Source organism: Pseudomonas sp. RW407 (assembly GCF_003176655.1).
In the GTDB taxonomy this organism is placed as follows: Bacteria; Pseudomonadota; Gammaproteobacteria; order Pseudomonadales; family Pseudomonadaceae; genus Pseudomonas; species Pseudomonas delhiensis.
The window spans coordinates 213,689-226,771 of sequence record NZ_QGSL01000088.1; the positions used below are offsets into that span (position 1 = coordinate 213,689).

The 13,083-nt window shown below is 63.5% G+C and carries 10 protein-coding genes; all 10 read right to left on the reverse strand.

What is annotated here, in order from left to right:
• Window positions 1-20: 20 nt before the first annotated feature.
• Window positions 21-812 carry a glycosyltransferase family A protein gene (locus tag DK254_RS07565; RefSeq protein ID WP_109933945.1) on the reverse strand — a complete coding sequence of 264 codons (792 nt, stop codon included), beginning with the start codon at window positions 810-812 and terminating at the stop codon, window positions 21-23.
• A complete protein-coding gene (locus DK254_RS07570; RefSeq protein WP_109933283.1) occupies window positions 802-2,520 on the reverse strand; it encodes a sulfotransferase in 1,719 nt (572 codons plus the stop codon). The genes DK254_RS07565 and DK254_RS07570 overlap by 11 nt, the downstream gene beginning before the upstream one ends.
• Window positions 2,517-3,740: an ABC transporter ATP-binding protein gene (locus DK254_RS07575; protein WP_109933284.1), complete on the reverse strand. Its 1,224-nt coding sequence runs from the start codon at window positions 3,738-3,740 to the stop codon at window positions 2,517-2,519. The genes DK254_RS07570 and DK254_RS07575 overlap by 4 nt, the downstream gene beginning before the upstream one ends.
• Window positions 3,741-3,782: 42 nt before the next feature.
• Window positions 3,783-4,940, reverse strand: a complete 1,158-nt coding sequence (locus DK254_RS07580) for a glycosyltransferase family 4 protein (RefSeq protein ID WP_109933285.1) — start codon at window positions 4,938-4,940, stop codon at window positions 3,783-3,785.
• Window positions 4,937-5,944, reverse strand: a complete 1,008-nt coding sequence (galE, locus tag DK254_RS07585) for a UDP-glucose 4-epimerase GalE (RefSeq protein WP_109933946.1) — start codon at window positions 5,942-5,944, stop codon at window positions 4,937-4,939. Before galE ends, DK254_RS07580 begins: the two co-directional genes overlap by 4 nt.
• A gap of 88 nt (window positions 5,945-6,032) precedes the next feature.
• Window positions 6,033-7,841, reverse strand: coding sequence for a hypothetical protein (locus tag DK254_RS07590; protein WP_109933286.1), 1,809 nt, complete (start codon window positions 7,839-7,841; stop codon window positions 6,033-6,035).
• Between the two features lie 681 nt (window positions 7,842-8,522).
• Window positions 8,523-10,835: a type II secretion system protein GspD gene (locus tag DK254_RS07595; RefSeq protein ID WP_109933287.1), complete on the reverse strand. Its 2,313-nt coding sequence runs from the start codon at window positions 10,833-10,835 to the stop codon at window positions 8,523-8,525.
• Entirely contained in the window at window positions 10,819-11,304 is a 486-nt protein-coding gene (locus DK254_RS34305; RefSeq protein WP_177412032.1) for a hypothetical protein, read from the reverse strand. The genes DK254_RS07595 and DK254_RS34305 overlap by 17 nt, the downstream gene beginning before the upstream one ends.
• A 175-nt stretch (window positions 11,305-11,479) precedes the next feature.
• Complete coding sequence (locus DK254_RS07605; protein WP_256595825.1) at window positions 11,480-12,061, reverse strand: hypothetical protein; 582 nt, start codon at window positions 12,059-12,061, stop codon at window positions 11,480-11,482.
• Window positions 12,062-12,073: 12 nt separating this feature from the next.
• Window positions 12,074-13,072, reverse strand: a complete 999-nt coding sequence (locus DK254_RS34310; protein WP_177412033.1) for a hypothetical protein — start codon at window positions 13,070-13,072, stop codon at window positions 12,074-12,076.
• Between the last annotated feature and the right edge of the window lie 11 nt (window positions 13,073-13,083).

Consider the following 13,083-nt stretch of genomic DNA (forward strand, 5'->3'; position numbering starts at 1 on the left):
CGCAGGACCTGGACATGGTCTCAACCGACCTCCGACAAGTGACGAGAAAAGAAGACACCCGGCCTGGGTACGCCGGCTGTCCCTTTGCGCTGGACAGGGAGCGCCTCGGGTGCTCCGCGACAAAAGGCGGCAGTACCGCTAGCCAGGGTGTGGGCGCGACCGGAAGCGATGACCTCCAGCCCCCAGTGCCAGTCAGGAAAAGCGAAGCCCGTCTGCTCGGTGAACACAGGCTGATAGGGCACGGCCTCGAATACCTCGCGACGGGCAAAAACCATGGCGCCCCATGGATAACTCTTGAAGCAGCTCGCCGAGCTGTAAGCATCCACCAATTGATCGATGCAACGGGCATAGGAGAAGGCCTGGTCGTGATGCAGGAGATACTCGGGGTGCACCACCACCCGACCTCCACAACGCCGTACGACTCTCTGCGCCTCTACCAGCCAATTGGCGCTGCAGTAGCTGTCGCCATCGAAGATACCGAGACACTCGCCCTCCGCCAGGCCTATGCCGGCATTGCGGGCCAGGGACAGGTCACCGTGCTCGACCTCCAGCAGTCGGTCCGTCGGCTGCAGAGCCGGATGCTCATTGACGATCCGCCGGGTATCGTAGTCAGGACGGTCGAGTACCACCACCAACTGGACCGACAGGCCATGGAAAGCAGTCCATCGACGCATGCGCTGACAGGCCCATAGACTCCATTGGGCCCGTATGCCTTCGCTGCCGAATACGCCCACAAGGCTGATCACCGGCGGCATGGCGTCCATCTCGTGCCCTTTTATTTCCCCCATATCGGTACGACCGTCAAAGTACATATCCCAGACTCCCGGCAACGTCACTCACCACGGCGGCGACCAGCTCACGCTCATGCTCGTCCATCTCGTTACCAAGGCAGGACAGTGGAGCCTGATCCGGCAGAGAAGCGCTCCCCAGCAAGCGATCGAGCATGCCGGAAGGCTCGCTGACCAGATCCTCGTATCGCATCCAGCGCAGATGCTGCTCCATTTCCAGCAATTGGCAGGCGAGGTAGCGCCACCAGAGCGCCCGGCGCACAGGCAGGCAATCGCATGCCACGACTTCCCGCAGCATCTTGCGCTGCCAGCCGCTCAGGCCGGGATCGTCCGGATGGCCGACTGGCTGTGCCTGCACCGCCGCCGTACGCAGGTGTTCGAAGGTCCGCTTCCAGGAAGACAGACTGTCGTAGGGGTGGCGAACAAGCGCGATGCAGGTGGCGTCGGGCATAACCCGATGCAACTCCGGGAGACGCGACAGGTACGCCAAGGTGTTCTTGGTCCCCAGGGTGAAAGACCTGCTCTGGAGTTGCGCCCGATAAGGCAGTCGGTGGTCGAACTCGCGGGCGGTATCGTCCACCAGACGCCCCTCCACGTGCTTGTTCGGCACAGGCAACCCCGCCAGCAGGTCACGACGCAGTTCGCCATACAGCCGCGGAATTCCCCACGGAGTGGCACCGCTCGCCAGTGCCGGAAACACCTCGGCGGGCTCATTGATGATCACGGTGTCCCGACGTTCCGACAGCAGCCGACACAGATGGCTGGTACCGCTACGTGGCAGGCCGGTAATCAGCAGATCACGCCCAGCATCCTCCAGGCACGGGCTGACACCAGAACCGGCGAACCAGGCGGGTGAATAGGCCCGCACATCCACGGATTGCCGGAGCACCTCGGCCAGTTCGGGGAAACGTTGCTGGAGCCCTTGCATGTCGCCCAGCAACTCAGGTTCACGCGCCAGCACCGGAAGGTCGTGATAGTGGCAGAAGAAAGGCCCCCTCCCCGACTTGCCCAATGGTTTCAGGTGCAATGGAAAGTTGTAGCGCTCATCCAGTGAGCGTATCCGCTTCTGCAATTGCACCAGGGCAAGCGGCAGTGCCAACTGGTCCAGCCAGGGCCATTTGTGCTCAAGCCCCGGCTCTTCGACGAGGCGCTTGGCCACCCTTAACCAGGATGCGGCGAATTGCCCGGCATCGCGCACCCAGATGAAGCCGGCGTTGAAATACCCGGGCATGACCTCCTGATCATGGCTGGCCAGTACTCGCATCTGCGGAAGATCGAGCCCCAGCACCCCGTACAGACGCCCCCAGTAGTTGGCGTCGGTGGGTACCAGAGCCATATCCGCAGGCTTCAGCGCCGCTTCGGCCTGACGAAGCGCATCGAAATCCGGCGCGTGCAGGCAGTACATGTCCGTATCGAGAAACAAGGTGTGCTCATACCCCTCCCCCAGGGCCAGAGCGGCGAACTTATTGCCGATGGGGTACGCCGTACCGAAGGGGTTCTCGATCTCCCGAATAGGAATGGCGAGGCGGTCGTACAGGTTGTGCGAAGCTTCGCTGAGCGCGCCCCAGGACGACGCGGGAGTGGCCAGGGCGGCCAGGATGGGGACCTTTTCTCCAAGCCTTGCTCTGAGAGAGGTCGCCAGCAACGCTGCCTTGTACTCGAGCGCACCGCCATGGGTAACGAATACCACGCAGAAGCCAGGAGCGACTCGATCAGGAAGTGAATGGGTCATGGTGCGTGCAGCAACTCGAAGGAGCCATGCAGGTTGACCACGGCATCGAAACGCTTGATGGGATTGTTGATTCGGAAAGTCGCTGCGTTCACCTGCTTGTCCAGCAGTTCGCAGAGTTCATCCGTCAACGCGTCATCCAGGCGTACCGTCAGGGCATAGTCGCCTGCCTGCAGATCGCCAGCGAAGCTGATGCGTACATGCAGAAGTCCATCGTCCCCCGTCGGCAACTCGATGCCCTGATGCGAATTGTTGAATGCGTAAAGGTTGTATCCCCGCAGATCACGAAGAACCAAGGTGATCCTCGGCCTCGATACAGGCTGGAATAGCCTGGCCACCACCTCGACCACTATCCGTTCACCGCTATCGAAAGATTCACGCCACTCTCCGGCGGTTCCCAGACGCAATTGCTGAATCCGCCCCTTGGCGTTGCCAAACGCCAAACCTCCATTACCAAGCGCAAGGTCGGTACCGCGTTCACCCACACGGTCTACAGCAGCACCCGCCTGGCTATCGCGCTGGTAGAGTTCGCAAGCCGTCTCGCAATCGCCGTCGAATGCAACCTGACCATCCCTAAGGTAGATAGCCCGGCTGCAATAGCCTTTGATCAACTGCGCATCATGGGAGACCAGCAAGATGGTCACGCCCCTGGCCAACAACTCGTCCAGCCTGCTCAGGCATTTGAACTGGAAGGCGGCGTCGCCAACCGCAAGGGCCTCGTCGACGATCAGCAGGTCGGCGTCGACATGGGCATTCAGGGCGAAAGCCAGGCGGACGTACATCCCGCTCGAGTAGGTTTTGACCGGTTGGTCGATAAAGGGGCCTATGTCGGCGAACGCGATGATCTCTTCCAGTTTTCCGGCGATTTCCTCACGGCTCATGCCGAGCAGCATGGCGTTGAAGATCACGTTGTCCCGCCCGCTATGCTCGGGGTCGAACCCCATCCCCAGTTCCAGCAGCGCGGCTACCCGACCATGGACCTGCGCCTTGCCCCGGGACGCGCGCAAGGTCCCCGCGATGATCTGCAGCAGGGTCGACTTTCCTGAGCCATTCCGGCCGATGATGCCCACCACCTCACCTGCCGACACCTGGAGCGAAACGTCACGCAAGGCCCAGAACTCGCGGTGAAAGCTGAAACGCTTGCCGAACAGCGCCTGCAGGAAACGCTTGCCGGGGCTGTCGAACAGATGGAAACACTTCCCAAGCCCGGCGACCTGGATCATGGGGTATCGCTCAACACTCATCTCGTTACCATTGGCCGGCGACTACATGCTCGCCAGCACTTTCCTGTTGATTTCACGAACGTCGTAACGCGCTTCGGCAATCCGCCGGCTCTCCTTTCCCATCCGCAGAATGAGTCCGGGGTCATGGATGAAACGAGCCATCACCTGCTTCAGGGCCGCAGGGCTGCGGATCGGCACCAGAAAGCCGTTGACGCCGTCGACGATGCTTTCCCGGCAGCCCACCCAGTCCGTGGTGATCACGGGCCGCCCCAGTGCCATTGCCTCCTGGATGCACCGCGGAATGCCCTCGCGGTAATAGGAGGGCAGCACCAGGACGCTGGACTCGTTCAGCCAGCCCCGCACATCCCTCACCCAGCCGACCCAACGCACGGAGCCTTCCTCGTTCCAGCGGAGAATTTCCTCCCGCCGGATGGAGTCCGGATTCACGTCCGTGTCGCCAAGGACGATGCATTCGATCTCGGGGTGCTCCGCCTTCAGGGCGCGGGCAGCCTCGACGAAGTCCTGGATACCCTTTTGCTGCAGAAGGCGGCCGACGAAGATGAAGACGACCGGGCTCACCGGCGGACGCGATGGAAGGAAATGCGTCAGGTCGAGGCCGATGCCTGGCAACAGCACGACCTTTTCCGCCGCTACCAGGCCGCCATGCACGAAAAGCGCGTAGTCATCGGCATTCAGCAGAAAAACGCGCCGGGATGATTTCAGGGTGATGCGATAGAGCTGGCGCACGAGTCTGCGCAACAATCCTCTGGCCGGGCTCGATGCGTCGACTTCCGAGAAGACGTAGCCAGCCCCCTCGATCATCGAATAGACGATACGAACCCCGGCCAACCTGGCGGCCAGGCCGCCGAGGATCACCGGCATGGGGAAGTAGCTGAACACGGCATCCACCCGGCAGGAACGTAGCTGCCATGCGGTTTTCACGACTGCCCACAGCGCCGTGAGCGGATTCATGCCGCTGCGCCCGATGCAACCCCGCACCGGCGTCGCCCCCAGTTGGCGAAGCTGCCTTCTGGTGTGATCGTCGTGATCGGGCGCAAAGGCGTATACCTCCACGCCCCTGGCAACCATGTCGCGAATCAGCTCGCCGCGAAAGTTGACGATCGAGAAGGCCTGGTTCGAAACCAGCGCCAACCGTCGGAAGCCGAGGTCGCCCGCGTCGGGCCGGCCTGAAAGCGTCATGCGTCCAGGCCCGACGTCTGCCAGCGCCAGACATCGGCCACTATCTGCCCGATGTCCTTGCGGGATTTCCAACCCAGTTCCCTCTCCACCTTGGCGACATCCGCCCAGCTTTCCGCAATGTCCCCCGAGCGACGGTCGCGAACCTCATAAGGTATCGGTTTGCCGCATGCCGATTCGAATGCCTTGAGGACCTCCAGAACCGAGTATCCCCGGCCCACGCCCATGTTCCAGACATGCGCGCCGGCGTGCCGGAAAAGAAAGTCCAGGGCCTGCACGTGCCCCTGGGCCAGGTCGCAGACGTGCACGTAGTCGCGTACCCCCGTACCGTCGGCCGTGGGGTAATCGTTTCCATATACCCCCACGGTCGGCTGCTGGCCTACGGCGACACGGCCAACGATGGGCAACAGGTTGTTCGGCTGGCCTTTGGGGTCTTCGCCAATCAGGCCGCTGGCGTGGGCACCCGCGGGATTGAAATAGCGCAGTATCGCTACCGCCCAGCCTGGGTCGGTCGCAGCGAAGTCCCTGATCACTTCCTCGGCGAAGAACTTGCTTCGGCCATAGGGATTGACCGCCCGCCCTGCCGCATGCGTTTCAGCAACGGGGACGCTTTCGGGATCGCCATAGACGGTGGCGGACGAACTGAAGACAAGGCGACGGGTTCCCGCCTCCTCCATCGCTTCCAGCAACGTCAGGATGCCGCCGACGTTGGTGGAGTAGTAGTCCAGTGGCAGCCTTACGCTTTCCTCCACGGACTTCAGCCCCGCCAGATGGATGACGGCATCGATGGTGTGTTCGGAGAAAAGCTCCCGAAGCAGTGAGATATCTCGAACGTCCCCCTTCACGAAACGCAGGGACCTGCCGGTCAGGGCCTCTATTGTGTCGAGGGTGGCCTGGGAACTGTTGGCCAGGCTATCCAGAACAACGACATCGGCCCCCCATTCCAGCAAGTGCACGACCACGTGGGAGCCAATGAAGCCCGCTCCGCCTGTCACCAACACATTCATCGCTACACCAGTGAAAACATCGCGCATCGAAAAAAGTGGAGAGGCGATTCGCATCGCCTCTCCACGACCTCATGGCATAAGCCGGAGATCAGTTGCGGTTGTTGCCACCGCGATGGTTGACAGTGGTGGACGGACCGGAATCGCCGTTGAAGTTGCCCTGGGTGGTGGAAGTCATGTTCACCAGGGTGCCATTCGGCGTACGGATCAGACCGAGCGCCTCGCAGGTGGGGAACTCGCCTTCGATCACCAGGCGGGCACGGCCACCTACGCCATTCCAGTCGTTACCATTGACACCGAAGGCGGAAGCGACCTGCTCCACGCTGTAAACGCCGGTTTCGTGGGCCTGGAGGACTTCCTTGCCGCTCTGGTCGACGATGTAGGCACTGCCGACTTCCGGGTAGCGCTTGCCGTTCTGGTCGAACAGTACGCCGCGGACCTTGCCGGAACGACCGCTGTCGCTGGTGTTGGTCAGACGGATGAAGAACGCATCGGCGTTGTTGGCGGCCGGCAGGTTGAACAGGCTGGCGACGCAGCTGCTCTTCCAGAAGTGGTCGATTTCACCACCGTTGATCACCCGGTCGACGTAGCGGACGTTACCGAAGTCGATGCTCAGCGGACCTACGGCGAAGCTCTGCTGGGCAACCATCGCGTCGACGCCATTGGACTTCACGCAGACGTTGTAGGTCTGATTGACGTCGCCATTCACCAGGCTCAGCGGCAGCCTGGCTACGCCATTGGCCCCCGTGTTCGCCAGGATATCGGCAGCGCTCCAGGAGTGAGCGGCAGCGGCGCTACCATCGGCAAACCCCTGGCAGGTGCCGGCAGTCAGCCCCACCGAGTCGATGCCGCTGAAGTTGCCGCTGACGTAGCTGGACAGCTTGTCACTGCCGTTGAAGCCGAACACGTTGCGGCCGTCTTCGTTCAGCACGTCCTGGTTGACACCCAGGCGCACACTGCCCAGACGAGCGTAATTGACGCCGTAGTTGGTGGGATCGGTCAGTTCCGGCTGGGCGGAAACGCTGGTGTCGAAGCTCTTGTCCTGGTTGGCCAGGTCCAGCGAGTGGAGAACCTGGTACTGCCCCCATGCGTTGACATTAAGGACATCCCAATAGACCGCCGGCAGGGAGGTGAATACCATCAGCGGCGGAGCGGAGTCGTTGTTCTTCGCGTCGCCGCCGTTCGGGCCGGTGGTGGTGTCCAGCTGGGCGGAAACGGTGACGTTGAAGCGGCGCTCGTTCAGCGGATCGTCCAGCATGTCGACGTTGGACTGGCTCAGGAAGGTCGCGTCCCCCTGCAGGGCGGCACGCAGGCGATCGACCCGCGCAGGCTGCTCGTTGGAGGTGTTGTTGGTGCGGAAGTTGAAGTGAACGATGGAACTCTCGGCCACCGCTTTCGCGATTTCCGCGGCGCCGGCGCTGTCCAGCGTGAGGCTGAGGGTGTTGACCCCGGTGCCGCTGGTGATGGCGAAGCCTTCGCCGGCCGGCAGCGTACCGATCTGGATCTGGTTGGGGGTGATCGTGTTGGCGAACTGCGCCACGGTACGATCCAGGGTCAGCTTGACGGTATGGCCGACGGCGACCTTGTCCGCCTTGGCCAGGTCGATGGCGTATTTGAGATCGGGCAAGTCGAATTGGGTGGTTTCGGAAAGGTTGCCGAAGACTTCCTGCGCGATGGTGATGTTTGCGGCGCGGCTGACGTAGTTCGCACCGGTCTCGATACTCACGCCCTCCTTGTAGTTGGCTTGGCCCGGAGCATATTGATCATCGGCCCCCGGAGAGTTCTGGAGAATGGTCCCGTTGGAACTCTGACCAACGACGATGCTGACGACGCCGGCATTGGCCGCACCGGCGAACATGGCAGAGACGATAGCCGCGCTCAGCAGTGTTCTTTTCAACATTATTTCAAGCTCCTAACTTTTCTGGAATTTCCATTCAGCCGGTCGACTGGGTCGCCGACGACAAATTACATACGGACCTTATTTTCGTACCTGAAGCGGAAATGACACCCTGAGCTCCGCGCCGGGCAAGGCTCGCCGAATACCACCCAGCCAATTCCGACCGGGCAGAACAAGGAAAACGCAATACGGCCATATGATTTATTTCGCGCCCTTCCACAACTTACAGCCATGCCTGACTGAATGTGGGAACAGCGCAAGCCAACACCAAGACAGCACTAGCTTCAGGCAGCTTTATATATTCGGGTTTTCCTCAAAACAACGGACAAAGCCTTGCAAACACCCAAATACCAAAAATATGGAAAATACCTACATAGCAAGGAATCAAAGTCCTAAGAAAAGCCGAAGAAAAGTCTCGGAAAGTTCAACGACTCTCAGAGCCAAATGAAGTATTTCTGAACGAAAAGCACCTCCAGCCCGCCGCGAGCCATGTACTCGCCCATGTAGCGGAACTTCGTGTGATAGAAGGAAAGGATGCAGCAGCCCACCCAGGCATCGACGTCTCTGCGGCGGAGCCCGCCGAAAGCGGATCAGACCGGAAAGACGGGCGACTTCACGGACAGCACCCCCTGCGCGCATGAAGCCGCCGTACGGACAGTGCCCCGCTGCACTCGGGGCGACCATTCACAAGCTACGACATTCCGCCAGCGGCCTGTCGCAGCCGATCGCAGGTTCGATCATCCGCCGCAGCTTCTCGGTGATCTCCCTGGCGTCTTCCGTCCCATCGATGACATAGGGCTGGATCAGCATCACCACCTCGTCCTTGGACGTCGTCCGGGACTGCTTGCCGAACAGGTAGCCCAGGACCGGCAGGTCCTTGAACCACGGTACGCCTGCGTTGCTGTCCACATGGTTTTCGTTGATCAAGCCGCCCATGAAGATGGAGCCGCCGCTCTGCAGGGTCAGCGAAGTTTCCAGCGACGTCCGCTTGATCGGCGGAGAGGAAATGTCGCCGCCCTCGCCCCCGCTGGCCCCTGCGGCGCCGCCATCGCTGACCTCCTGGCTGACCGTCAGGTCCACCCGGTTGTTCGAGTAGACGACCGGGGAAACATTGAGGATGACGCCAGTGGAACGATAGGAGATCAATTGCAGCAGGTTGGAGTTTCCGCCGGTGTTGCTGCCATCGGTCTGCCGACCGGTCACGATGGGAATATCGGTACCGACGTTGATGTTGGCCTGCTCGCCGCTTTTCACGAGGATGCGTGGCGTAGCCAGGATCCGTGTACGGGAGTCGTTGGCCTGCGCCGTCAGTTCCGCCTTGGCGCCACCGGCGGTATTGATCAGGTATTTGAAGCCCCCGGCTCCTCCTGATATTTCACGGCTGAACCTGGAATCGGTATTTGCCGCGCCTCCAAGGAAGGACCATTCCAGGCCTGCGTTCTGGTTAGCACCCAGGGTCACGCTGGCGATCGTCACCTCGATCAGCACCTGGCGCGCCGGCTTGTCCAGTTGCCGCAGCAGCGGCTGCATCTGCTGCCAGACCCTGGCCGGGCCACGGAACAGGATGGCGTTGCGGTTCTGGTCTTCGACGATGGTGCCGCCGCCCGATATGCCAGCCGCCAGGCTATCCATCAGGCTACTACTACCGCCAGACAACAGGGCCTGGGCGCCAGCGAGGCGGACGAGCGGCGCGACGCCGGGCTGGCCACCGCCCATGTCGCCAGCACCGCGACCGGGCACCGGGCTTGTCGGTGCGGCATTGCTGCCAGAGGCGGCCGCAGCGCGGCTCGAGGCACTGCTGCCCAGGCCCGGCGTCAGCCCGTAGGCGCCGCTGCCCCCCAGGCCGGAGACCAATGCCCGCAGCGAGCGGGCCACTTCGGTGGCGCGGGTGTTACGCACTTCGTAGAAGAACAATCCTTCGCTTTCCGCCCCCGCCCCTGCGGAATCCACCGCGCTGGCCAGCGGCACCCGGTCCACCTGTCCGGCCCAGTCGCGGGCCAGGTCCAGCAAGGGACGCTGGTTGGAGAACACGATCAGGCCATTGGAGCTTTCCAGCGGCACCAGCACGACGCTTCCGGAAGCCTCGCCGATGCCGACGCTGTAGCCCTGGGCCTGGAGCAGGGTCTTCAGTTGCTTGGCCATCTCCGCCGAGGTGATGAATGCCGGGTCGATGCGCAGGCTGTGCTGCCCACGCATGAACGGCTGGTCGAGCAGCCGCACGGCCTGCGCCGCCTGTTTGACCAGGGAGGCCATGCCCTTGAGCATCAGCCCGCCGCGCGGGTTGTCCGCGGTGGCCGACAGCCCGGACTTGTCGTATGCATTGTTCAGCCAGGGAATCACGTCCTTGGGATCGACGTTGTGCAGGGGGATGAACTGGAACACGGGCCGGTAGGCATTGGGCACGTCCGGAAGCGCTTCGCCGCTGACGAGGATCGGCGGCTCCTCGGGGCTCAGGCCGATCTGCTTGATCTGGAAGCGCAGGATGTCGCCCTGCTTGACGATCTCGATGCCGTAATTGGCCATGACCTGCGAGGCGATGTCGTAGACCGTCTGCCGGGTCTGCGCCTGCTCCAGGCGCAGGGTGACCCTGTCGTTGCGCTTCTTCAGGCTGTCGTCGATCTCGAACGACAGCCCCAGCAGGTTGCCGAAGACTTCGTTGATGAAGCTCGGCAGCGCAGTGTCCTCGACGCTCACCTGCAGGTCGGCATTCTTGTCGTCCAGCACCAGGCGATCGGCCTTGTCCACCAGCCCGCCAACGGGCCCGGCCGGCGGCGCCGGCGTCGGGCCCACCTGCGGCCCCGTGGATTGCCGCGGGCGCTGCGAAGGCCCTGCGGCCGCATCCTGCGGCTGGCTCTCCTCCCGCGCCTGGCTTTGCTCCAGCAAGGGCGCGGGCAACTGGAGCGGTGCCGTGCTGCAGCCGCCCAACAACCCCAGGCAGATCGCGAGCAGCAGGGGGCGCCGGGGAAAGCCTGCGAGGGCGTCATTCGAGGGGGGCATAGAGTTTCCTTTCAAAGTCCTGGGTGGCGCCATCCTCGGACAGCGAGAAACGAATGCCCTGCCCTTCGATCCGCTCGAGGCGCTCGTCTCCCGGCAGCAGGTCGCCGGGCGCATAGCGCAACAGAGGTGCAGCGGCGTCCTTGGCGATCAGGGCGAAGCGCTGCTCGCCCTCGGTGACCACCCCACGGAACAGCCACTGGACCTTGACCCGGGCCACGCCCTTCTCGTCCACGCTGATGCGCGCCGAGCGCGGTTGTTCGGCCGCCTTCCCGGCGCTGCCCCACCAGGGCATGCCGGCGATCTGCGCGGGAACGCCGGCGTTGCGGGAGACCGCTCGGACCTCCGGTAGCCGCCACTGCGCAGCCTCGACCGGGGCCTCCGGTACCTCTGCCGGTGGCTGCCAGAGCAGCGCCAGCAGGATGCCGCTGGCAAGCGCTGCCCCGGCCAATCGGAAGTGGGAGGAAGTCATAGGAAACCGATGAATCGATACCGCGAAGGAAAGGGTGCATTCGAAGCATGTTGAGCGCGGAATTCTGTCACTACGGAAATGCTGCCTTTGCCGTTTTCCATGAAGGAAGTTTCCCAACCAGGGAATACGAACGATTGGCGGTGCCGGCATGGCCTGAGCATTCGCCCTAATCCGATCAAGGGGGCGTTCCGTCCGGACGAAAATGGAAAGTGAGCTGCAGGTTCACCGACGGCGAACCGCGGTCGTTCAACTCGAGTGCGACGATGCTCACCCAGTGCTCCGCGCTTTCCAGCGCATGCAGCAAGCGGCCGAAACTCTTCGGCTCGAAGCGTCCGCGCAACTGCGCCTGAACCCGCGCGCCGACATCCTCCTTGTCGAAGTCCAGGGGCGGCAATACCGAGATGCGCGCATCCTGCAGGCCGCTCTGCCTGGCCTGGGCATCCAGCCAGGCCTGTACGTCGGCCCGGGCCAACGAGGGGTTCCGTGCCTGCCACAGGCGCTTTCGCAAGGCGCTGCGCACGTCTTCGGCCTGGACGGCGCGGTCCGGCCAATCCCCCTGGCTGGCCAGCGCACGCATCTGAGCCAGGCGCCTGGCCGATTCCTCGAACGCCTGGCGGCGGGCATCGCGCCAGTCGCTGCCCAGCAACAGCAGGTGGGCGGCCAGCAGCGCCAGGACCAGCCAGCCCGCCAGGCGCAGGCGGGGCTGCTCCCGCCACTGCTCGCGCAGCCGGGTCCAGTGGGGCAATGCGTCTTTCAAGCGAACGTCCATCTATTCCCCCTGGCGAATGCTCATGGCCAACTGCAAGCCGTCGGCCCTGGGCGACGGCTCCACCCTGACGTCCTGGAACCTGCCGCCCTCCTGGAGACGCTGGACGAAGAACCGCGGGTCGGCCCGGCGGGTATCGATGAGCAGCTCCAGGGTGTTTTCCCGATAACGCCAGCTCAGCAAGCGGCTATCCTCCGGCAGCAACCCCGCCACCGTGCGCAGCAGCTCGACCTGCGACGGCGCATCCTGCAAGCGCAGCAGGGCCTGGATTTCGCTTTCGGCCTGCGTGGCGCGGGTGCGCGCCGCCAGCACCGGCTCGACCTGCTGGGCCAGTGCGGCCTGCTGCCCCGCCACACCACGCTCGGCCCACCACCACTGCGCCCCCTGCGTCAGGTTGAAAGCGCTGCCCGCCAGCAGGGTGGCCGCCATGCCGTAGGGCAGCCAGCGCTCCCAGTCCCGCCCCGCCAGGCTGGCGCCGGAAGCCCAGGGACGTTCCAGGCTGGGTACCACTTCTGCCTCCAGTCGCTCGGGCACATGCACGCCGGGAACCCCTCGCAGCGCCTGCCAGGCGCCAATGGACAGCGGCAGGCCATCCTGGAAGACGCTCGCCCGCAGCACGCCGGCCCGCCAGACCTGCAGGTCCACGCCCCCCTGGACGCACACCAGGCGAACGACGGACTCCGGAGTCGTTGCCGGCGGCACCTGCAGCAGCGTTTCCGGCAAACAGAAGCAGCCGGACATGGCCTCCTGCGAAGCGGCAAGCCCCTGGCGCTGCTGTTCGTCCCAGAGCCACAGCTGTACCCAGCCGTCACGCCAGACCGCGTAGTGCCCCGGCAAGCGGAACGGCGACAGGCCGGCGAGCTTCAGGGCCAGGGCCTGGGCCCTCCCGCTGGACGGCACATGGGACAGGTCCAGGCAGCGGTACAGGCATTGCGAACGCTCGATGACCCATTGCGGGCGGAGCATCCGCCCCAGGCCACGGGGCTGGCGGCGCCATTCCACGCATGGCGAGC

Excerpts from the sequence above, each read along its gene's own strand:
- DK254_RS07565 (WP_109933945.1), bottom strand. The coding sequence starts at position 812 with ATGTACTTTGACGGTCGTACCGATATGGGGGAAATAAAAGGGCACGAG.
- DK254_RS07570 (WP_109933283.1), bottom strand. The coding sequence starts at position 2,520 with ATGACCCATTCACTTCCTGATCGAGTCGCTCCTGGCTTCTGCGTGGTA.
- DK254_RS07575 (WP_109933284.1), bottom strand. The coding sequence starts at position 3,740 with ATGATCCAGGTCGCCGGGCTTGGGAAGTGTTTCCATCTGTTCGACAGC.
- DK254_RS07580 (WP_109933285.1), bottom strand. The coding sequence starts at position 4,940 with ATGACGCTTTCAGGCCGGCCCGACGCGGGCGACCTCGGCTTCCGACGG.
- galE (WP_109933946.1), bottom strand. The coding sequence starts at position 5,944 with ATGAATGTGTTGGTGACAGGCGGAGCGGGCTTCATTGGCTCCCACGTG.
- DK254_RS07590 (WP_109933286.1), bottom strand. The coding sequence starts at position 7,841 with ATGTTGAAAAGAACACTGCTGAGCGCGGCTATCGTCTCTGCCATGTTC.
- DK254_RS07595 (WP_109933287.1), bottom strand. The coding sequence starts at position 10,835 with ATGCCCCCCTCGAATGACGCCCTCGCAGGCTTTCCCCGGCGCCCCCTG.
- DK254_RS34305 (WP_177412032.1), bottom strand. The coding sequence starts at position 11,304 with ATGACTTCCTCCCACTTCCGATTGGCCGGGGCAGCGCTTGCCAGCGGC.